At 60.4% G+C, this 19,881-nt stretch carries 19 protein-coding genes; 8 read left to right on the top strand and 11 right to left on the bottom strand.

Annotated elements, in window-relative coordinates; genetic code table 11:
* Positions 1–15: 15 nt before the first annotated feature.
* Together KFZ77_RS11095 and KFZ77_RS11090 are read right to left on the bottom strand one after the other, a co-directional pair.
* Positions 16–1,911 (bottom strand): beta-glucoside-specific PTS transporter subunit IIABC, encoded by a 1,896-nt coding sequence (locus tag KFZ77_RS11095; protein ID WP_264384211.1) that lies wholly within the window; start codon positions 1,909–1,911, stop codon positions 16–18.
* A 176-nt stretch (positions 1,912–2,087) separates the two neighbouring features.
* Positions 2,088–2,990 carry a LysR family transcriptional regulator gene (locus tag KFZ77_RS11090; protein ID WP_264384210.1) on the bottom strand — a complete coding sequence of 301 codons (903 nt, stop codon included), beginning with the start codon at positions 2,988–2,990 and terminating at the stop codon, positions 2,088–2,090.
* 98 nt (positions 2,991–3,088) lie between these two features.
* On the opposite strand from KFZ77_RS11090, the gene KFZ77_RS11085 reads away from it, so the two are divergent.
* Positions 3,089–3,913, top strand: coding sequence for an SDR family oxidoreductase (locus KFZ77_RS11085; RefSeq protein ID WP_031523574.1), 825 nt, complete (start codon positions 3,089–3,091; stop codon positions 3,911–3,913).
* Positions 3,914–3,947: 34 nt separating this feature from the next.
* Here KFZ77_RS11085 and dsbG read toward each other — a convergent pair whose 3' ends face one another.
* Genes dsbG through KFZ77_RS11070 form a run of 3 tightly spaced genes read right to left on the bottom strand, consistent with a single transcriptional unit; the run spans position 3,948 to position 7,250 of the window.
* On the bottom strand, positions 3,948–4,703 hold the full coding sequence (dsbG, locus tag KFZ77_RS11080; protein ID WP_264384209.1) for a thiol:disulfide interchange protein DsbG: 756 nt from the start codon (positions 4,701–4,703) through the stop codon (positions 3,948–3,950).
* Positions 4,703–6,712, bottom strand: a complete 2,010-nt coding sequence (locus KFZ77_RS11075) for a protein-disulfide reductase DsbD family protein (protein ID WP_264384208.1) — start codon at positions 6,710–6,712, stop codon at positions 4,703–4,705. The genes dsbG and KFZ77_RS11075 overlap by 1 nt, the downstream gene beginning before the upstream one ends.
* 46 nt (positions 6,713–6,758) lie before the next feature.
* Positions 6,759–7,250 (bottom strand): copper-binding protein, encoded by a 492-nt coding sequence (locus KFZ77_RS11070; RefSeq protein WP_264384207.1) that lies wholly within the window; start codon positions 7,248–7,250, stop codon positions 6,759–6,761.
* A gap of 46 nt (positions 7,251–7,296) precedes the next feature.
* Here KFZ77_RS11070 and tehA point away from each other — a divergent pair, with 46 nt between their 5' ends.
* Entirely contained in the window at positions 7,297–8,268 is a 972-nt protein-coding gene (gene tehA / locus KFZ77_RS11065) for a dicarboxylate transporter/tellurite-resistance protein TehA (protein ID WP_264384206.1), read from the top strand.
* Between the two features lie 105 nt (positions 8,269–8,373).
* Here the strand turns inward: tehA and ychF are convergent, their stop codons facing one another.
* Both ychF and pth read right to left on the bottom strand, forming a co-directional pair.
* Positions 8,374–9,465 (bottom strand): redox-regulated ATPase YchF, encoded by a 1,092-nt coding sequence (gene ychF / locus KFZ77_RS11060; protein WP_031523584.1) that lies wholly within the window; start codon positions 9,463–9,465, stop codon positions 8,374–8,376.
* A 136-nt stretch (positions 9,466–9,601) separates the two neighbouring features.
* Entirely contained in the window at positions 9,602–10,186 is a 585-nt protein-coding gene (pth, locus tag KFZ77_RS11055; protein ID WP_031523586.1) for an aminoacyl-tRNA hydrolase, read from the bottom strand.
* A 271-nt stretch (positions 10,187–10,457) separates the two neighbouring features.
* On the opposite strand from pth, the gene ychH reads away from it, so the two are divergent.
* Positions 10,458–10,730 (top strand): stress-induced protein YchH, encoded by a 273-nt coding sequence (gene ychH, locus KFZ77_RS11050; RefSeq protein ID WP_031523588.1) that lies wholly within the window; start codon positions 10,458–10,460, stop codon positions 10,728–10,730.
* A gap of 134 nt (positions 10,731–10,864) precedes the next feature.
* Here ychH and dauA read toward each other — a convergent pair whose 3' ends face one another.
* The 4 genes from dauA to lolB all read right to left on the bottom strand — a co-directional run bounded on the left by dauA (position 10,865) and on the right by lolB (position 15,233).
* Entirely contained in the window at positions 10,865–12,544 is a 1,680-nt protein-coding gene (gene dauA, locus KFZ77_RS11045) for a C4-dicarboxylic acid transporter DauA (protein ID WP_264384205.1), read from the bottom strand.
* A 124-nt stretch (positions 12,545–12,668) separates the two neighbouring features.
* Positions 12,669–13,616, bottom strand: a complete 948-nt coding sequence (gene prs / locus KFZ77_RS11040) for a ribose-phosphate diphosphokinase (protein WP_031523592.1) — start codon at positions 13,614–13,616, stop codon at positions 12,669–12,671.
* A 127-nt stretch (positions 13,617–13,743) separates the two neighbouring features.
* Complete coding sequence (gene ispE / locus KFZ77_RS11035; RefSeq protein ID WP_264384204.1) at positions 13,744–14,613, bottom strand: 4-(cytidine 5'-diphospho)-2-C-methyl-D-erythritol kinase; 870 nt, start codon at positions 14,611–14,613, stop codon at positions 13,744–13,746.
* Positions 14,610–15,233, bottom strand: a complete 624-nt coding sequence (gene lolB / locus KFZ77_RS11030) for a lipoprotein insertase outer membrane protein LolB (RefSeq protein ID WP_264386180.1) — start codon at positions 15,231–15,233, stop codon at positions 14,610–14,612. Before lolB ends, ispE begins: the two co-directional genes overlap by 4 nt.
* 200 nt (positions 15,234–15,433) lie before the next feature.
* On the opposite strand from lolB, the gene hemA reads away from it, so the two are divergent.
* From hemA to sirB1, 5 genes are read left to right on the top strand one after another with little or no spacing between them, the layout of a single operon-like run.
* Positions 15,434–16,690: a glutamyl-tRNA reductase gene (hemA, locus tag KFZ77_RS11025; RefSeq protein WP_264384203.1), complete on the top strand. Its 1,257-nt coding sequence runs from the start codon at positions 15,434–15,436 to the stop codon at positions 16,688–16,690.
* A gap of 44 nt (positions 16,691–16,734) precedes the next feature.
* Positions 16,735–17,817: a peptide chain release factor 1 gene (gene prfA / locus KFZ77_RS11020; protein WP_264384202.1), complete on the top strand. Its 1,083-nt coding sequence runs from the start codon at positions 16,735–16,737 to the stop codon at positions 17,815–17,817.
* The gene (gene prmC / locus KFZ77_RS11015) at positions 17,817–18,662 is read left to right on the top strand and encodes a peptide chain release factor N(5)-glutamine methyltransferase (protein ID WP_264384201.1); all 846 of its coding nucleotides are present in this window, start codon (positions 17,817–17,819) and stop codon (positions 18,660–18,662) included. The genes prfA and prmC overlap by 1 nt, the downstream gene beginning before the upstream one ends.
* Before the next feature lie 3 nt (positions 18,663–18,665).
* Entirely contained in the window at positions 18,666–19,055 is a 390-nt protein-coding gene (locus tag KFZ77_RS11010; RefSeq protein WP_264384200.1) for a SirB2 family protein, read from the top strand.
* A 3-nt stretch (positions 19,056–19,058) separates the two neighbouring features.
* Positions 19,059–19,868: an invasion regulator SirB1 gene (gene sirB1, locus KFZ77_RS11005; protein ID WP_264384199.1), complete on the top strand. Its 810-nt coding sequence runs from the start codon at positions 19,059–19,061 to the stop codon at positions 19,866–19,868.
* The last annotated feature ends 13 nt before the right edge of the window (positions 19,869–19,881 follow it).

The raw sequence follows: 19,881 nt of genomic DNA, 5'->3' as shown, positions 1-19,881 counted from the left end.
GGTCACCGGTCGAGGCTATGCCAGCTGCATCAGCGGCATCTGCTGACGAATATCGCCCGCCTCGTGCAGCTTCGTCAGCCGGAAATCGTCGCTGTTGACCACCAGCACCGGGGTGGTGAGGTCGTAACCGGCCTGCACAATCGCCTCTCTGTCAAACTCCAGCAGCGGCGTCCCGGCCTTCACCACATCGCCTTCTTTTACCAGCGGCCGGAAATGCTGACCCTGCAGCTCGACGGTGTTCAGCCCGACGTGGATCAGCAGCTCCGCGCCATTGTCGCACGACAGGCCAATGGCGTGGTGCGAGGCGATCAGGGTCTCAACCCTGGCATCGCAGGGTGCCACAACCTGGCCCGTGCTGGGGCGGATGGCGAGGCCATCGCCGAGCGCTTTCCCGGAGAACGCCTCATCGTTCACCGTTTCCAGCGCGATCACCTCGCCGTTGAGCGGGCTGAACAGGCTCAGGCCGGAGGTCGCCGCCGCAGGCGCAGCGATCGGTGCGGCGGCCGGTTGCTGCGGCTCCGCTGGCGTCAGGGTTTCTTCCTCTACCGGATCGTCAAAGCCCACGAACTGCACCATAACAATTGTGAGAATAATGGCCGTGGCGCTGCCCACCAGCTCGCCGATAAACGACATCGGCGCCTCCGGGCTGATGGCATTCACCAGCGTGAACAGCCCCGGCAGCGCCGCATACGCGTAGTAGAGCGAACCAAACAGGCTGGCGACCACCGCACCCACTGCGCCGCCGATGCAGCCGCAGATAAACGGCTTCTTGAAGCGCAGGGTCACGCCGTAGATGGCAGGCTCGGTGATACCGAAGATTGCGGTCACGCCCGCGGAGAGCGAGGTGGCTTTCAGGGCGCGGTTGCGGGTTTTCAGGAACACGCCGAACACCGCTGCCATCTGGCCGATCACGGCGATGGTCTGGTACGCCTGGAAGGAGTCATAGCCCTGGGTGTCGAAGTTGGCCATGATCACCGGGGTAATCCCCCAGTGCACGCCAAAGATGACGATGATCTGCCATACGCCGCCGATCAGCGCCGCCGCCAGTGCCGGAGCAGTGTCAAACAGCGCGTTGTAGCCACCGGCAATGGTCATCGCCACCCAGTTGGTGACCGGGCCAATCACAATCAGCGTCAGCGGCACGATAATGACAAAGCACACCAGCGGGGTAAACAGCGGGCTTATCACCTCCGGCAGCAGGCGCTCCACGCGCTTCTCCAGCCACGACAGCGCCCATACCAGGAACAGCGGCGGCAGCACCGATGAGGTATAAACCGTTTCGGAGAGTGGGAAGAACAGAAAGCTGATGCTTTCGCCATTGGCGATGCGGCCCGCCATCGCGGTCCACTCCGGGTTGATCAGGGCGCAGCAGCACAGCAGGGCGATAAACGGGTTGCACTTGAAGTGCCGCGCGGCGGTGATGGCGATAAACGCCGGCAGAAACGCGAACGGGGTCCAGGACATAAAGTTAAGGATGCTGTACGCCCCGGAGGTTTTGATGCCTTCGTCAATCAGGCCGACAACGATCAGTATCCCCTGCAAAATCCCGGCAGCGGCAAGGATATAGACGATGGGAGCAAACACCGCCGACATGGTCGCGATCACCGCATCCAGCCAGCGCGTTTTCTGCTTGCTCTCGCCGCCGCTGTGGTTTTCTCCCAGCAGGCCAGACATTGCGCTGAACACATCGGCGACGTGGGTGCCGATGACCACCTGGAACTGTCCGCCGCTCTCCACCACGGCGATCACTCCGGGTAAATTCTGTACCGCGCTTTTCGCTCCGGCAGGCGTTTCATTCAATACCAGGCGCAGACGTGTGGCACAGCGGGTAAAGCTGACGATATTTTCCTCACCTCCTGCCTCGCGCAGGATATCACCAGCTAACTTATTGTAATCCCTGATAACGGCCATGTTATTCACCTCTGGTTTTAGTTATCGGTTGCGTGACGTTGTATGTGAAACCGGTTTCATGCTAGCAACGGATATATTCTGTGCAACCGGTTTCATGGCGGAGTGTGGGCTGACTCACAGAAGTGATCCCTCAGCATTCGGGCTGAGGGATGATGCGGAAGGGGAGCAAAAAAGGGTTACGGTTTATGGGCAAGCCCGGCACGCAGCGCATCGAGAAATAGCGTCATGCTCTGCGTCTGGTGGCGGTTGTGAGGAAAATAGAGATACAGCCCGCGTGATGTCAGGCTCCAGTCATCCAGCACGCTGACCAGCCGACCCTCCGTAAGCCAGGGGCCGGCGCTGAGATCCGGCACGTAAATCACGCCCAGCCCGGCGCAGGCGGCTTCAATCATCAGCTGACTGTTATTAAGGGTGATGGATCCCGGCACATCGAGAGAAAAGGCCGCATCGCCGTTGATAAATTCCCAGGCGTAACGCCGACCGCCCGGCAGACGCTGGCGGATGCAGACGTGGTGCAGCAGATCCTGCGGCACGGTAAGCGGTGGGGCCTGCCGCAGGTAGCCCGGTGAGGCGAGGGCCAGAAAGCGAATGCTGTCGCTCAGCCGCACCGCCACCATGTCCTGAGGAATGTCTTCATAGAGCCGGATGCCCGCGTCAAAGCCCTCCTTTATCACATCGCTCAGCTGATTATCGGCAACCAGATCCAGCTCAATACCGGGATAGCGCTGGCTAAATTCAGGCACCACGTCCGCCAGCAGCAGGCGCAGCGCGGCCTCGCTGCCGTTGATGCGCAGCGTGCCGCCCGGGCGGTTACCCATTGAGGTCACGCTGCTCAATGTGTCGTCCATATCGCGCAACAGGGGAACCAGACGCTGATAAAGATGCTGGCCCGCCTCGGTAAGCGACACGCTGCGGGTGGTGCGATGGAACAGGCGCACCTGCAGCAGCGCCTCCAGCCCCTTGATGGCGTGGCTGAGCGTAGAGGGTTTCATCCCCAGAAGTTCTGCGGCGCGGCGGAAATTCGCCTGCTCGGCAACGGTAATAAACATCACCGTTTCGTTCCACGAAGGTCGTTTCATTGATGAAATATCACCACTAATACAGGCCATTTAGTGGGCATTATCATATCAGCGATTGCGCTGTACGCTGAAACAGAGTTAATCAACGGGAGCGAGCAATGAAAAGATGGCTGATTACCGGGGCATCCTCCGGTCTGGGTTATGAGTGTTGTCAGCAACTGCTGCAGCGGGGCGACAGCGTGGTCGCAACGGTGCGTAAACCGGGAGCGCTGGACGCGCTCAGCGCCCGGTACGGCGCGCGCTTACAGGTGATCCTGATGGATGTGACCGACAGCGCGGCGATTCGCACCGGGGTTGAGCAGGCTTTCGCGGGTGGCGCGCGCATTGATGTGGTGATCAGCAATGCCGGATACGGCCTGTTCGGGGCGGCGGAAGAGCTGAGCGATGCGCAGATCGCGCGGCAGCTTGCCACCAATCTCACAGGCTCGATTCAGCTTATCCGCGCCGTCATTCCCCGGCTGCGTCAGCAGGGCGGCGGGCGGATTGTGCAAATTTCTTCTGAGGGCGGGCAGATCGCTTATCCGAATTTCAGCCTCTATCACGCCACGAAGTGGGGGATCGAGGGCTTTGTTGAGGCGGTGGCGCAGGAGGTGGCGGCTTTCGGCATCGATTTTATCCTTGCTGAACCTGGCCCGACGAGCACCGGGTTTGCCAGCGGGCTGGATTACGCTGAGCCGCTGGCGTGCTATCAGCAGACGGCTTCCGGCGAGATGCGGCGCGCGCTGGCTTCCGGGGAGTTTGCCATCAAGGGGGATGCCGCGCGCACGGTGGCGCTTATCATTGCCCATAGCGATAGCCCCCATCCGCCGCTGCGTCTGCCGCTGGGCAGTACGGCGTTCACTCACATCCGTGACGCGCTGCGTCAGCGCCTGAATGAAATGGAGCCGCTGGAGCAGGACGCGTACCGGGCAGACGGCGTATAACCGAACCCCCACGCCGCAACGTGGGGGCTGCGAATTATTTACAGGCCACCAGATCCTGCATCTGTTGGGCGTTGGGCAGACCGACAATCTGCTGCAGCGCCCGCTCTTTATTGAGGTAGTAGATCGCCGGGGTGCCGTTGGCTCCCAGCGCTTCCATCAGCTGCTGGTTATGCTGGATCTGCCGGAATATCGCTGGCGGGGTGTTGCTGTTGAGCGCCGGTTTTACCTTGCCGTTGGAGGATTCCAGCGCGTGCCAGGTCTTTTGCGGGTCGCTGGACGCAAGCACTGCCGCGGCGTACTGCCCGCTGTCCGGGCGGATCACCCCCACCAGCAGCGTAGTGGTGCTGATGCTGCCATCCTTAATGTACGGCTGCGCCTGATGCCAGAACTTATTGCAGTAGGGGCAGAACGGGTCAGAAAACACCACCACCTGGCAGCTGGCCTTGTCGCTGCCCTCCTTAATGCCCGGTGCGGCGTTGAGCTGCTTCCACATTTCGCGGCCGGCCGGCAGGTAGATCTCTTCGTTGATGATCTTCTCGCTGAGGTTGTTGCCCGCCGCGTCGTACATGTAGCCGGAGATAACATGTTTTTTATCCGGCGTCAGGTACATGGTCACCCCGGTGCCCTGGAATGTCCCCAGCCAGCCCTGAGTGCCGTCCGGCGCGGTAAAGGGTTTGATAATCTCAATCCCCTGTTTTTCGATTTGTTTGATCGGTTCCGGCAGCGGCGTGGTTTGCGCCTGGGCGCTGAGGGTTGCCGTCAGGGCGGCGAGCATAAGTGTCTTTTTCATTATTTTATTTCTCCAGGTGAAGCCGCACCGGCGCGGGCCAGGGCGTTCAGTAAATCATCTTTATTCAGCAGCGGCGACATCACGCTGCCCTCAGGCGTATCAGGGCCAAACACGGCGTTGAAGGGAATACCGCTGGCACCGTGACGGCGCAAGAAGCGCTCGATCTCCGGCGACGGCTGGCTCCAGTTACCCTGAAGCAGCACCACGTCCGGCGCATTCAGCGCCACCACCACATCGGGGCGATGCAGCACCAGCAGCTCGTTAACCCGGCAGTTCAGGCACCAGTCGGCGGTGACATCCACCAGCACGCGTTTGCCATCGGCCACGGCGTCATCCAGCGCCGTCTGGCTGAGCGGCTGCCAGGCGAGTGGGCCGTCATCTTTACCGGCCGGAGGTGGCGCGAGAAAAGCATACACCGCCGCCGCGAAGGCTACCCCGAATCCGAGACTGCGCAGCGACTCCCGGTGGCGCGGCAGCCGGGCGGCACAGCGGTAGAGGAAAAATGCCACCATCGCGCCGCCGATGAGCAGCACGGGACGTGCGCCCCACGGCGCAATCAGCAACGACATCAGCCACAGGCTGGAGCCCAGCATCAGCACTACCAGCGCCGCGCGCAGCTTACTCATCCACGGACCCGGCTTCGGCAGCCAGCGCGCCACGCCGGGGAACAGGGTGACCAGCAGCCACGGCAGGCTCATCCCGACGCCGAGCGTAATGAAGATACCCCACAGCTGCGGCAGCGGCGCGGCCAGTGCGAAGGCCACCGCAGTCCCGAGGAACGGCGCGGTGCAGGGCGTCGCCAGCAGAGTCGCAAACGCGCCTTCAAGGAAACTGCCACCGATGCCGGTTCCGCCGGCGGTTGCCAGCCGGGTGCTCAGGCCTGACGGCAGACGCAGCTCAAACATGCCCGCCAGGCTGAAGCAGAACAGCCAGGTGACCAGCGCCATGGTGGCGATAAAGGCCGGATGCTGAAACTGGAAGCCCCAGCCCACCCACGCACCGGAGAGGCGCAGCCCGGTAATCAGCGCGGCGAGCAGCAGGAAGGAGAACAGCATTCCGCCGCTGGTGGCGAGAAAACGCAGCCGGACCAGGCGGCGCGGCGTACCGGCCAGCGTCATCACCGACGCCAGTTTCATCCCCATCACCGGCAGCACGCACGGCATCAGGTTCAGGATCAGCCCGCCGAGCAGGGCCACCGCCACCGTCTGCCAGAAGGCGAGGGGTGAACTGACATCCACCTGCATCTGCTGGCTGCCGCTGCCAGTGCTCAACACCAGCGACAGGGGCGGCAGCGCGGCAGCGCGCAGCGGTTCGCCCTGTTCATCTGCTGCCCGAAAGCGCGCGGTGAGCCTGTTGCCATCGGTATGCAGTTCAGGCACCGACAGCGTCACGCCCGGCGGATTATCGAGGAACAGATCCGGCTGCGGCCAGCCGTCAGGCGAGGTGGCGCTCAGAGTTATCGTTGCGCTGGCGGTAGTGACGTCGCGCAGCGTAATGGCTCCGCGCTCAGCGGGCACCGTTGCCATTGCCGCCTGCCAGTCGTCAGCAAAGTCGGCGGATGACGCAGTCGGGAGCGCCACCGCCAGCGGCAGGTCGCTGACCACGCACAGGTTGCTGCAGGTGGCGAGCGTCAGGGTGCCGCGCAGCGTGCCGGAGGCTGAGGTGGCCACTTCCAGCGGGAAGGTGACGCGATCCTGATAGCCCACCGAACTGAAGCCGGCGGCGTCGAAGCGCACCGGGCGCGGCCAGTGCCAGTGAGTTTGCGACCCGTCAACCCTGGCGATGGCAGGCTTAACGCCGCCGTCACCGGGTGTACGCCAGTAGGTTTTCCAGCACTGATCCAGCGTGACGTCAAGCAGCAGGCGCACCTTACCGTTGGACGGGGCGTCAGCGCGCACCGCGACCTGCGCATGGGCATTATTGGGGGACGGCAGCCAGCCGGGCGCCGCCGCCGCACCGGCAGACAGGCATAACAGCAGAAGCCACAGGCTTCTGAACAGCATTTTCATAAATTTTCTCCGTGAATGATTAACTAAACAGGTACGGCCTGGTCAGTCATTCACGGAACACGCAGTTTTTGAGGTGTATTCGCAGTAAGGGAGGGCGGGGAACCGCATCGGGCCTGATACGCACCGGGACAATGACCAGCGCGGCGAGCAGCAGCATCAGCAGGCCCGGCAGCAGCAGCACAGTATCAAAATGGAGCGGCTGGGCGCAGAGCAGGGAGTGGGCGCTGAGCTGGCATGGCGACAGCGCGTCGGGGGCGATCTCCTGCCCGCCGTTGGCAACCTGTACGATGGCCGCAGCTTTCACCTGCATCTGCTGCAATACGGACGCGCGTTGGGTCAGGCAGATGAGCATCACGCAGCAGGCGACGACCAAAAGCATCAGCGCTTTTAGCTGTCGGTTTTTCTGGTGGGTGGTGCCGGTCCGGATAGTCATCGGCATGAGGATAGTGAGCGCGCCGGTATCGGGCAAGCCGCGATTTGTAAAGGAGTGCAAGCGCAGCGGGTCAGGATCATAGTCGGCCACGCCGTCTGATGGCATGATACTGCGGCTATCAGGCAGTCAGCACAGAGGATAAACAGACGTGATGAGTGAGTCGGCGACCCCAAGTAAGCACCTGAATTTACCGGCGGGCTATTTTGGCATGGTGTTGGGCACCATCGGCATGGGCTTCGCCTGGCGCTATGCCAGCACAATATGGCCGGTCAGTCCGCATATCGGCGACGGCTTTGTGCTGCTGGCGATGCTGATCTGGAGCCTGCTGACGGCGGCGTTTATCACCCGCGCCGTGCGGTGGCCCCACAGCGTGCTGAGCGAACTGCGCCACCCGGTACAGAGTAGTTTTATCAGTCTGTTTCCGGCCACCACTCTGCTGGTGGCGATGGGGTTGGTCCCCTGGTGTCGGCCGCTGGCGCTGGTGCTGTTTGGCCTCGGGGTGACGCTTCAGCTCGGCTACGCTGCGTGGCAGTCGGCCGGACTGTGGCGCGGTAGCCACCCGGCTGAGGCCACCACCCCAGGGCTGTATCTGCCGACCGTGGCGAACAACTTCATCAGCGCCATGGCCTGCGGCGCGCTCGGGTTCCACGACGCCGGTTATGTGTTCCTGGGGGCCGGGGTATTCTCCTGGCTGAGCCTGGAGCCGGTGATCCTGCAGCGCCTGCGCAGCGCCGGGGAACTGCCTGTGCCGCTGCGCACCTCGCTTGGTATCCAGCTTGCCCCGGCGCTGGTAGCCTGCAATGCCTGGCTGGCGGTCAACGGCGGTGAAGCGGACGTGTTCGCCAAAATGCTGTTCGGCTACGGCCTGTTACAGCTGCTGTTTATGCTGCGCCTGATGCCCTGGATGCTCTCGCAGCCGTTCAACGCCTCGTTCTGGAGCTTCTCGTTCGGCGTCTCGGCCCTCGCCAGCACCGGGCTGCACCTCGGGCACCACAGCCTGGCGGGGTTCTTCCATGCTCTGGCCATTCCGCTGTTTATCTTCACCAACCTGATCATCGCGCTGCTGCTGGTGCGCACGGTAGTGTTACTGGTGCAGGGGAAGCTGCTGGTGTGGGTGGAGTGAATTTAACTGGAGGGTGGTTACAGGCAGGGTTTACCCGATATCACCGGTAAAGCAGCAAAAAAAATCCACGCCGGAGCGTGGATTGTCGTCATCGTTGGTAAGTAATCAGACGTTAAACAGGAAGTTCATCACGTCGCCATCTTTTACGATGTAGTCTTTACCTTCAGCGCGCATCTTGCCGGCTTCTTTCGCGCCTTGTTCGCCTTTGTAGGTGATGAAGTCTTCATAGGCGATGGTCTGGGCGCGGATAAAGCCTTTCTCGAAATCGGTGTGGATCTTACCGGCCGCCTGCGGGGCAGTCGCGCCAACCGGGATCGTCCAGGCGCGGACTTCTTTCACGCCAGCGGTGAAGTAGGTCTGCAGGTTCAGCAGCTCGTAACCGGCGCGGATGACGCGATTCAGGCCCGGCTCTTCCAGCCCCAGCTCGGCCATGAATTCGTCACGATCGGCATCGTCCAGCTCGGCGATGTCAGACTCCACGGCGGCGCAGACGGCAACCACCACGGAACCTTCTTTAGCCGCGATCTCACGAACCTGATCCAGATACGGGTTGTTTTCGAAACCGTCTTCGTTGACGTTAGCGATGTACATGGTCGGCTTCAGGGTCAGGAAGCTCAGGTAGCGGATCGCCGCTTTGTCTTCGTCCGTCAGCGGCAGAGAGCGCAGCATACCGGCGTTTTCCAGGTGCGGCAGGCATTTTTCCAGCGCGGCCAGTTCAGCTTTCGCGTCTTTGTCGCCGCCTTTGGCTTTCTTCTGCACGCGGTGAATAGCGCGCTCGCAGGTATCAAGGTCGGAAAGCGCCAGCTCGGTATTGATGACGTCAATATCTTCAGCCGGATCGACTTTGTTATTCACGTGGATGATGTTGTCGTTCTCAAAGCAGCGCACCACGTGGCCGATAGCTTCGGTTTCGCGGATGTTGGTCAGGAACTGGTTGCCCAGACCTTCACCTTTGGACGCGCCCTTAACCAGGCCTGCGATGTCCACGAACTCCATGGTGGTCGGCAGAATACGCTGCGGTTTAACGATTTCCGCCAGCTTATCCAGACGCGGGTCCGGCATCGGCACCACGCCGGTGTTCGGTTCAATGGTACAGAACGGGAAGTTCGCCGCTTCAATACCCGCTTTGGTCAGCGCATTGAACAGCGTGGATTTACCCACGTTAGGTAAGCCAACGATACCGCATTTAAATCCCATGGTTTACATCACCTTAATAACTTGTTAATCAAAGAGTTAGTATTAACTCATCGACGTTAATACGATTTTGCCCGCTATTATACACGCAAGTGGTTCGCGGCGGGCGTAAATCCCGGCTGCGCAGCGAAAAAGTCGCTTACTGCGCTTTGAACGCGTGCAGACGGTTAGTGGCTTTGGTGAGCCCGTCGCTCAGCCACAGTTCGGTGCAGCGCACCGCTTCGTCTACCGCATCGTCAATCAGCTTCTGCTCAGACGTGGGCGGTTTGCCCAGTACAAAACCAACAACTTTGTTTTTATCGCCCGGATGTCCGATCCCGAGCCGCAGACGGTGAAAGTTAGGGTTATTGCCCAGCTTGCTGATAATGTCCTTCAGACCATTATGGCCGCCGTGGCCGCCGCCGAGTTTAAATTTCGCCACCCCCGGCGGGAGATCCAGCTCATCGTGCGCCACCAGGATCTCATCGGGCGCGATGCGATAGAAGGTCGCCATCGCCGCCACGGCTTTACCGCTCAGGTTCATAAAGGTGGTGGGAACCAGCAGCCGCACGTCGTTGCCTGCCAGCGTAAGGCGCGAGGTATAGCCAAAAAATTTCGCTTCCTCTTTGAGCGGCGCGCGCTGGCGGTCAGCCAGCAGATCCACATACCAGGCACCCGCATTGTGGCGGGTAGCAGCATATTCCGCCCCCGGATTGGCGAGGCCCACAATCAGTTTAATTGTCATCACGACTTCCCGAATCACTCATTTTGCCGCGTAGTGTACGTTGCCCCCCGGCAGATGACAAAGCGCACTGCGAATTTTGGCCGGAAAGTGAATAGTTCAGAACCTCAATCATTCGAAATCCAAGCTTTATCATCAGCTTATTTGTAAATTTTTGTCGATGCGGGATGTGGAAATGTGATCGACCCCGCACCGGGTATCCATAAGCCAGGACTATACTTAACCTCAGGAAATGGGGACGTTCTCCATCGTATGAAAGATCCGGAGGTAACAGATGAAACGCAAAAACGCTTCGTTGCTCGGTAACTTTCTCATGGGGTTAGGGCTGTTTGTAATGGTGGTGGGGGTCGGGTATTCCATCCTCAACCAGCTGCCGCAGCTCGATCTTCCGCAGTATTTCGCCCACGGTGCGGTATTAAGCATCTTCGTCGGGGCCGTGTTATGGCTGGCCGGTGCGCGCGTGGGGGGACATGAGCAGGTATGCGACCGCTACTGGTGGGTACGCCACTATGATAAACGCTGCCGCCGCAATCAGCATCATAGCTAACGGCAAAAACGCAAATGACGGCTCCCGAACGGGGGCCGTTTTTTTATCCTGTACTTGACCCTGACGCTACGTCAGGTTTCACGCGGTCAGTAAGGGTGGGACAAGATGCAGGCGCAAGGGCCTGCATCTCGCAACTAGTAGCCTTTGAGGGCGCTGTCGATATCAGGACAGAAGGTGAGACGCCCTGGCAGGGGCTTGATACCGGCGCGTGCGAGCGTGCGCAGCGGCTGGAACGGCACGGCGCAGATGCGCAGCTCGCATCCTGGGGGCAGTTTATCGATCGTGCGGGTGAAGGCGTCCAGCCCGCCCGCATCCAGCACCGGAACCGTATCCCACACCAGCACGATGGTGCGCGTGGTCTGCGCCATCGCCAGCACCTCGCTGAAAATACGCTCGGCGGCGGCAAAGAACAGCGGCCCGGTGACGCGCATCACCGCTACATCTTCGTTATGGGTCACCGGCAGGGCAACCAGCGTGGTCATACGGGCAATCCGGCGCATAAACAACAGCGAGGCCAGCACAATCCCGACGCTGATGGCAATCACCATATCGAACAGCACCGTCAGCGACATGCAGATCAGCATTACGATGATGTCGTCTTTTGGCGCGCGGCGCAGCAGGTCGACCACTTTGTGCGCTTCGCTCATATTCCATGCCACCACCAGCAGCAGGGCCGCCATCGCCGAGAGCGGCAGCCATGACAGCAGCGGGGCGAGAGCCAGCAGGGCCAGCAGCACCAGCAGGGCGTGGATCACCGCAGAAACCGGCGATGTGGCTCCGGCACGCACGTTGGCGGCGGAACGGGCGATCGCCGCGGTGGCCGTAATGCCGCCAAAGAACGGAGCGATGAGATTACCCAGCCCCTGGCCCAGCAGCTCGCTGTTGGCGTTATGGCGCGTCCCGGTCATACCATCCAGCACCACGGCACAGAGCAGCGACTCGATGGCCCCGAGCATCGCCATGGAAAACGCCGCCGGCAGCAGGGCGCTCAGGCTGTCCCAGCTCAGGGCGAATGCCGCGCCGGGCAGATCCCACGGCAGAGCAAACTGCGGCAGCAGTTGAGGAATACCGTTCCCCTGGCTGCCATCCGCCAGCAGATAGTGAAAGCGCGAACCGATGGTGGCGACGTCACCGCCGCACAGCATCACCAGCCCCATTACGCCGCAGCCGAGCAGCAGCGCCGGAAGGTGGCCCGGGAGCCGAATACCGAGACGTGGCCATAACACCAGCACCGCCAGCGTGGTAATGCCGATCAGCGCATCGCCGATGTGCGCAGAAGGCAGCGCGCCGATAAGCGCGGCGACTTTCGGCAGGTAGTGCTCCGGCACCTGCGCCAGCTCCAGCCCGAAGAAATCTTTGATCTGCATGGTGGCGATGGTAATGCCGATACCGGAAGTGAAGCCCAGCGTCACCGGCAGCGGAATGTACTCAATAAGGCGTCCGAAGCGGGCGAGGCCGAACAGTACCAGAAATACCCCGGACATCAGCGTTGCCACCAGCAAGCCCGCCAGGCCGAACTGCTGGGAAACCGGATAGAGGATCACCACAAACGCGGCGGTGGGACCGGAGACGCTGTAACGCGAGCCGCCGCTCAGGGCGATCGCGATCCCGGCCACGGCGGCGGTATAGAGGCCGTACTGGGGCGGAACTCCGCTGGCAATCGCCAGTGCCATCGCCAGCGGAATGGCAATAATCCCGACGGTGATCCCGGCAACGGCATCGCGGCTTAAGCGTGAGAGGGTATATTTTTCACGCCAGCAGGCGTCAACGAGGGCGCGAAAAGGCAAAACCTGGGAAAAAGTAGCGCGTTTCACAATGTTTCATCCGAAGCTCGCAGCATCTGTGTGATAACGGCGACAGATGACAGCGGCATATGTCATACAAAAGGGGCTGGATCATAAAAAAACCCGCCGGAGCGGGTCTTTAAGCGAAGTCCGATTAATGTTCGAACATGGCTGAGATAGATTCTTCGTTGCTGATACGACGAATCGCTTCGGCCAGCATGCCGGAGAGCGTCAGGGTACGCACGTTCGGCAGCGCTTTGATTTCTGCAGCCAGCGGAATGGTATCGCAGACCACCACTTCATCAATCACCGAGTTACGCAGGTTGCTGATAGCGTTACCGGAGAAGATCGGGTGGGTAGCGTAGGCAAACACACGCTTCGCGCCGCGTTCTTTCAGCGCTTCAGCCGCTTTACACAGGGTGCCGCCGGTATCGATCATGTCGTCAACCAGCACGCAGTCGCGGCCCGCGACGTCACCGATGATGTGCATCACCTGAGACACGTTCGCACGCGGACGACGTTTGTCGATGATGGCCATGTCGGTATCGTTCAGCAGTTTGGCAATCGCACGGGCGCGAACCACGCCGCCGATATCCGGGGAAACCACAATCGGGTTGTCCAGGTTCTGTTGAAGCATATCTTCCAGCAGGATCGGGCTGCCGAATACGTTATCCACCGGGACGTCGAAGAAGCCCTGAATCTGCTCAGCGTGCAGATCGACGGTTAACACGCGGTCAACGCCAACGCTGGACAGGAAGTCGGCCACCACTTTAGCGGTGATTGGCACGCGCGCGGAACGCACGCGGCGGTCCTGACGGGCATAGCCGAAGTAGGGGATAACAGCGGTGATACGGCCTGCGGAAGCACGACGCAGCGCATCAACCATAACAACCAGTTCCATTAAGTTGTCGTTAGTAGGGGCACAGGTTGACTGGATGATGAAAATATCACCACCGCGTACATTTTCATTGATTTGTACGCTGACTTCACCGTCGCTAAAACGGCCGACAGCAGCGTCGCCAAGTGAAGTGTACAGGCGGTTGGCAATACGTTGTGCTAGTTCCGGGGTGGCGTTACCAGCAAAAAGCTTCATATCAGGCACGAGAAGAACCTCAGGCATGCGTCCAGTAGTGGATGAAGATACCGCATCTTGCGGGGGCAAGGGTAATGCTTCATCCAGGCGGTGTATTAAAGAGCGCGATGCAACGTCTGAAACGAGGGTGACGTTGTCACCGGAGCTCAGCGTACCCGGAAATGGCCTGTTGCAGCGGGGAGATGTTGACGCCACGCGCTACGAAACCCTGCAGCCACTCCGGGACTTGCTCAAGCACCTGTCGGGCAGCGGACTCGGTGTCAAATTCAGCAAACACACAGGCTCCGGTGCCGGTCAGGCGCGACGGCGCGTATTCTAACAGCCAGGAAAGCGCGGCATCAACCTCACGAAAACGTTTTCTTGCGATAACCTCGCAATCGTTGGCAAATTCACAATTTAGTAACGTTTCAATTGACCTCACCGGCGTGTTACGCGGCAGGTCGGGATCGTTGAAGATGAGCGGCGTGGCGATACTGACGCCGGGGTGTGCGACCAGATACCATTTTTCCGGCGGCGCAACCGGGCTCAGCACTTCACCCACCCCTTCCGCAAAGGCGGCGTGGCCGCGCACGAACACCGGTACGTCAGCACCGAGGCGCAGACCGAACGCTGCCAGCTCATCGACGCTAAAACCGCATTTCCAGAGGTGGTTGAGCGCTACCAGCACCGTGGCCGCGTTAGACGAACCACCGCCCAGCCCGCCACCCATCGGCAAGCGTTTCTCAATGCCAATGTCTGCGCCCCAGGCCTCGGTATCCATCCCGCGCTCGCACCCTTTGCTGATTAACAGCCGCGCCGCGCGAACAATAAGATTGTCTTCATCTGCGACACCTGCCACCGGATTCAGCAGCTGCAGCACGCCATCAGCGCGCGGCTCAATATCAATATCGTCCCCGTAATCGAGAAACTGAAACAGCGTCTGCAGGTTGTGATAGCCGTCTTCACGACGGCCAGTGATATAGAGAAACAGGTTCAGTTTTGCCGGAGAGGGCCAGCGCGTCATCATTTAACGTTCCAGTTATCCATCTTCAGCTTGATGCGCTGGTCGCCCTGGCGCAGTTCCATGTTGGATGGCAGGGCCGGCTTAACCTGGGTGTTGTAGTCGCTGTAGGTCACCGTCCAGTCTTTACCGCCCTGGGTGTAGTTCACTTCGCTCAGGCGATAGTTACTATCGAGCTTATAATCCGTGGCATCGCCCGGCAGACCCAGCATCCACTGGCGCAGGCTGTTGATCGGGATCGGCATACCGGTCAGCTTGCCGATCATCTCTTCGGCATCGGTAGCGGTGTAGCGCTGGCCTTTGTTGTCCACCAGCTGCACGTGGCCCGGCGCGGCATCAAGCTGCAATTCGGTGCTGCCCAACGGGTTGGTCAGCAGCAGACGGTAGCGCTCCGGCGAGGTTTGCTGCCAGTTGAAGCGGGCATACACCTTTTGCTTGTCGGAAAGATAAGCGAAAGCGCCGCGGGTATCGTACTGGGAAATGCGCGCCACCTCAGCCTGGTGCTGACGCCACTGCGGGCTGTCCGGACTCTGACCTGGCCCTTTCGGCGCAGTGGTGGTACAGGCGGTAAGCACAAGTGCTGCCAGCGGCAACAGGCGGAGCAGTCGGGTATCGGCAATGGTCATAATGACAGCAAATCCTTGAAATACGTTGCGGTTGTAACCTTTCATGCTAGCGTCCGGGCGGGCGGGCGTCTATGTTCTCATTGTCCTAAATCATTAAATTAACGATTACTCCAAAAGGGGTGATTACCTTTTATTGACGCAACGCATCCTGTATGATGCCCCGGTCTAACCTTATCAACGCTGGTACTATTCCCGCTCACATGACTCTTTTAGCACTCGGTATCAACCACAAAACGGCTCCTGTCGCACTGCGAGAACGCGTTACGTTTTCGCCGGACACGCTCGACCAGGCGCTGGAAAGCCTGCAGGCGCTGCCGATGGTGCAGGGTGGGGTCGTGCTGTCGACCTGTAACCGCACCGAGCTGTATCTGAGCGTTGAAGAGCAGGATAATCTCCATGACCAGCTGGTGCGCTGGCTGTGCGATTATCACAATCTTGATGAAGAAGATGTGCGCAACAGCCTGTACTGGCACCACGATAACGACGCCGTCAGCCACCTGATGCGCGTTGCCAGCGGTCTGGATTCCCTGGTGCTCGGCGAGCCGCAGATTTTGGGCCAGGTTAAAAAAGCCTACGCCGACTCCCAGCGCGGCCACAGCGGTGCCAGCGAGCTGGAGCGCATGTTCCAGAAGTCATTCTCCGTCGCCAAGCGCGTGCGGACCGAAACTGACATTGGGGCCAGCGCGGTCTCGGTGGCCTTTGCCGCCTGCACCCTGGCGCGCCAGATTTTTGAATCACTCTCTACCGTCACGGTGCTGCTGGTCGGGGCCGGTGAAACCATTGAGTTGGCTGCCCGCCACCTGCGCGAGCACAACGTGAAGCGCATGATCATCGCCAACCGCACCCGCGAGCGCGCTCAGCGTCTGGCGGATGAAGTGGGGGCCGACGTGATTGGCCTGGGCGAGATCGACGAGCATCTGAAAGACGCCGACATTATTATCAGTTCCACCGCCAGCCCGCTACCGATCATTGGTAAAGGCATGGTTGAACGCGCCCTGAAAGCGCGCCGCAACCAGCCCATGCTGCTGGTGGATATCGCCGTGCCACGCGACGTTGAGCCGGAAGTCGGCAAGCTGACCAGCGCCTATCTCTACAGCGTCGATGACCTGCAGGCGATCATTTCCCATAACCTTGCCCAGCGCAAAGCCGCCGCGATTCAGGCGGAAACCATTGTTGCGCAGGAAGCGAGCGAGTTTATGGCCTGGGTTCGCGCCCAGAGCGCCACCGACACCATTCGCGAGTATCGCAGCCACGCGAACCTGGTGCAGGAAGAATTAACAGCCAAAGCGCTGGCCGCTCTGCAACAGGGCGGCGACGCGCAAGCCATTATGCAGGATCTGGCGCGTAAACTGACCAATCGCCTGATCCATGCCCCAACCAAAGCGCTTCAGCAAGCCGCCCGCGACGGCGACGACGAACGCCTGCACATTCTGCGTAACAGCCTCGGGCTGGATTAGCACTTTCCCACTTTCATACTAATAACAAGGGTGATTTACCGCCTATGAAGCCTTCTATCGTTGCCAAACTGGAAGCCTTGCAGGAACGCCATGAAGAAGTTCAGGCGCTGCTGGGCGATGCCGCCACGATTGCCGATCAGGACCGTTTCCGTGCGCTCTCTCGCGAGTACGCGCAGCTGAGCGACGTATCGGCCTGCTTCCTGCAGTGGCGTCAGAGCCAGGAAGACATCGACACCGCGCAGATGCTGCTGGACGATCCGGAAATGCGCGACATGGCGCAGGAAGAGCTGCGCGATGCGAAAGCAAAAAGTGAAGCGCTGGAGCAGCAGCTTCAGGTGCTGCTGCTGCCCAAAGATCCCGACGACGAGCGTAATGCCTTTATTGAAGTACGCGCCGGGACCGGCGGCGACGAGGCCGCGCTGTTTGCCGGCGATCTGTTCCGCATGTACAGCCGTTACGCGGAATCCCGCCGCTGGCGCGTCGAAATCATGAGCGCCAACGAAGGCGAGCACGGCGGCTATAAAGAAGTGATTGCCAAAATCAGCGGCGAAGGCGTTTATGGCCGACTGAAGTTTGAATCCGGCGGCCACCGCGTGCAGCGCGTGCCGGCGACCGAATCTCAGGGTCGCATCCACACCTCCGCCTGCACCGTGGCGCTGATGCCGGAGCTGCCGGAAGCCGAGCTGCCGGACATTAACCCGGCGGACCTGCGCATCGATACCTTCCGCTCCTCGGGCGCGGGTGGGCAGCACGTTAACACCACCGACTCCGCGATCCGTATTACCCACCTGCCGACCGGCATCGTGGTGGAGTGTCAGGATGAGCGCTCCCAGCACAAAAACAAAGCCAAAGCGCTGGCGGTACTCGGGGCGCGCATTCGCGCCGCTGAAGTGGCAAAGCGTCAGCAGGAAGAGGCGTCTACCCGTCGCAACCTGCTGGGCAGCGGCGATCGCAGCGATCGCAACCGCACCTACAACTTCCCGCAGGGGCGCGTTACCGACCACCGCATCAACCTGACGCTCTACCGTCTGGATGAAGTGATGGAAGGCAAGCTGGATGCGCTGATTGAGCCGATTGTGCAGGAGCATCAGGCAGACCTGCTGGCAGCGCTGTCTGACCAGGAATAATGGACTACCAACGCTGGCTACAGTCCGCGGTCGCGGCGCTGGCGGGCGGTGAAAGCCCGAAGCGCGATGCCGAAATTTTGCTGGGATTCGTTACCGGCAGGGCGCGCACCTTTATTCTCGCTTTCGGGGAAACCGAACTCGACGCCGACCAGCTGACGCAGCTCAATGCGCTGCTGGTGCGGCGCGTTACCGGTGAACCGGTGGCGCACCTGACCGGCATGCGCGAGTTCTGGTCACTGCCGCTGTTCGTCTCGCCCGTAACCTTGATCCCCCGTCCCGATACCGAATGCCTGGTTGAGCAGGCGCTGGCGCGTCTGCCCGCTACGCCTTGCCGTATCCTCGATGCCGGCACCGGCACCGGGGCGATTGCGCTGGCGCTGGCCTCGGAACGCCCTGACTGCGCCATTACCGGCGTGGATCGCATTCCCGAGGCGGTGGCGCTCGCGCAGCGCAACGCGGAAAACCTGCACATTGCCAATGCCACCTTTTTGCAAAGTGACTGGTTTGGCGCACTTTTTTCCCAACGATTTGATATGATCGTCAGCAATCCGCCCTATATCGACGCGCAGGATCCCCATCTGCAACAGGGCGACGTGCGCTTTGAGCCGCTCAGCGCGCTGGTGGCGGAGGACGACGGGCTGGCGGATCTGGCGCGGCTGGTCGACGAAGCGCGCGCCATGCTCACCCCCCGCGGCTGGCTGCTGCTGGAGCACGGCTGGCAGCAGGGCGCGGCGGTGCGGCAGCTGCTTAACGATGCCGGATACGATGAAGTAGTCACCTGCCGGGATTACGGCGGGAATGAGCGTCTCAGCGCGGGGCGCCGGGCCGATCAACAGGGAGTCTGAGTAATGTCGACGTTTTTGGCCGTAAAATATCTGCATATCGCCACGGTGGCGATCTCCATCAGCCTGTTCGTGTTGCGTTACTGGTGGCAGTACCGCGACTCGCCGCTGCGCTTACAGCGCTGGGTGCGCATCGCGCCGCACCTCAATGACACCATCCTGCTTCTCACCGGCGTAGTGCTGGTCATCTGGACCCGCTACTACCCGTTCACCGCGCACGGCGCATGGCTGACGGAGAAGCTATTTGGCGTTATCATCTACATCGTTTTAGGTTTTATTGCACTTGGCAAAGGCAAACGCCGCCAGCAGACGCGCTGGTTTGCCTTCCTGCTGGCGCTGGTGGTGCTCTATATCATCCTTAAACTCGCCATCACGCAAATACCGTTACTGGGGTAAGTAATGAAGTCGTTAGCTGATTTCGAATTCAATCAAGCACCGCTCTGCGAGGGCATGATCCTGATTTCACAGCTTGTCAGGGAGGATTTTCCGTCCCATGAGGTCTTTGACGAGCTGGAGAAGCTGGTGAAGCTCGCGCGGGAAGAGATCTGCGAAGGGCAGCATCAGGACCTGCAGCTCGAAAAACTGCTGTCGCTGTTTTACGGCGCCTGGGGCTTCAAGGATGCCCGGGGCGTGTACCGCCTCTCCGACGCGCTGTGGCTCGATCAGGTGCTGAAAAACCGTCAGGGCAGCGCGGTGTCGCTGGGCGCTATTTTATTGTGGATTGCCGGGCGGCTGGAGATCCCGCTGATGCCGGTGATTTTCCCCACCCAGATGATCCTGCGCGCTGACTGGATGGACGGTGAAATGTGGCTGATCAACCCGTTCAACGGCGATACGCTCGACGAGCACACGCTGGAAGTGTGGCTGCGCGGTAACATCAACCCGGTCGCCCAGCTGTACGATGAAGATCTCGACGAAGCAGAAAACGCGGAAGTGATCCGCAAAATGCTCGACACGCTTAAATCCGCGCTGATGGAAGAGCGGCAGATGGAGCTGGCCCTGCGCGCCAGCGAAGCGCTGTTGCAGTTCAACCCGGAAGACCCGTATGAAATCCGCGACCGCGGGCTGATTTATGCCCAGCTCGAATGCGAGCATGTGGCGATTAACGATCTGAACTATTTTATTGAGCAGTGTCCGGAAGACCCGATCAGCGAGATGATTCGGGCGCAGATCACCACTATTGCGAATAAGTCCATCACGCTCCACTAATTACCGGTTACAT

The sequence above is a fragment of the Siccibacter colletis genome (assembly GCF_025914095.1).
Lineage (GTDB): Bacteria > Pseudomonadota > Gammaproteobacteria > Enterobacterales > Enterobacteriaceae > Siccibacter > Siccibacter colletis.
The sequence above is the reverse complement of the archived record's forward strand: the minus strand, read 5'-3'. Positions and strand labels throughout refer to the sequence as shown.

Excerpts from the sequence above, each read along its gene's own strand:
- KFZ77_RS11070 (WP_264384207.1), bottom strand. The coding sequence starts at position 7,250 with ATGCCATCAGACGGCGTGGCCGACTATGATCCTGACCCGCTGCGCTTG.
- hemA (WP_264384203.1), top strand. The coding sequence starts at position 15,434 with ATGACTCTTTTAGCACTCGGTATCAACCACAAAACGGCTCCTGTCGCA.
- KFZ77_RS11090 (WP_264384210.1), bottom strand. The coding sequence starts at position 2,990 with ATGAAACGACCTTCGTGGAACGAAACGGTGATGTTTATTACCGTTGCC.
- dsbG (WP_264384209.1), bottom strand. The coding sequence starts at position 4,703 with ATGAAAAAGACACTTATGCTCGCCGCCCTGACGGCAACCCTCAGCGCC.
- KFZ77_RS11085 (WP_031523574.1), top strand. The coding sequence starts at position 3,089 with ATGAAAAGATGGCTGATTACCGGGGCATCCTCCGGTCTGGGTTATGAG.
- prfA (WP_264384202.1), top strand. The coding sequence starts at position 16,735 with ATGAAGCCTTCTATCGTTGCCAAACTGGAAGCCTTGCAGGAACGCCAT.
- prmC (WP_264384201.1), top strand. The coding sequence starts at position 17,817 with ATGGACTACCAACGCTGGCTACAGTCCGCGGTCGCGGCGCTGGCGGGC.
- KFZ77_RS11075 (WP_264384208.1), bottom strand. The coding sequence starts at position 6,712 with ATGAAAATGCTGTTCAGAAGCCTGTGGCTTCTGCTGTTATGCCTGTCT.
- KFZ77_RS11010 (WP_264384200.1), top strand. The coding sequence starts at position 18,666 with ATGTCGACGTTTTTGGCCGTAAAATATCTGCATATCGCCACGGTGGCG.
- tehA (WP_264384206.1), top strand. The coding sequence starts at position 7,297 with ATGAGTGAGTCGGCGACCCCAAGTAAGCACCTGAATTTACCGGCGGGC.
- sirB1 (WP_264384199.1), top strand. The coding sequence starts at position 19,059 with ATGAAGTCGTTAGCTGATTTCGAATTCAATCAAGCACCGCTCTGCGAG.
- ychH (WP_031523588.1), top strand. The coding sequence starts at position 10,458 with ATGAAACGCAAAAACGCTTCGTTGCTCGGTAACTTTCTCATGGGGTTA.
- KFZ77_RS11095 (WP_264384211.1), bottom strand. The coding sequence starts at position 1,911 with ATGGCCGTTATCAGGGATTACAATAAGTTAGCTGGTGATATCCTGCGC.
- ispE (WP_264384204.1), bottom strand. The coding sequence starts at position 14,613 with ATGATGACGCGCTGGCCCTCTCCGGCAAAACTGAACCTGTTTCTCTAT.
- lolB (WP_264386180.1), bottom strand. The coding sequence starts at position 15,233 with ATGACCATTGCCGATACCCGACTGCTCCGCCTGTTGCCGCTGGCAGCA.
- pth (WP_031523586.1), bottom strand. The coding sequence starts at position 10,186 with ATGACAATTAAACTGATTGTGGGCCTCGCCAATCCGGGGGCGGAATAT.
- ychF (WP_031523584.1), bottom strand. The coding sequence starts at position 9,465 with ATGGGATTTAAATGCGGTATCGTTGGCTTACCTAACGTGGGTAAATCC.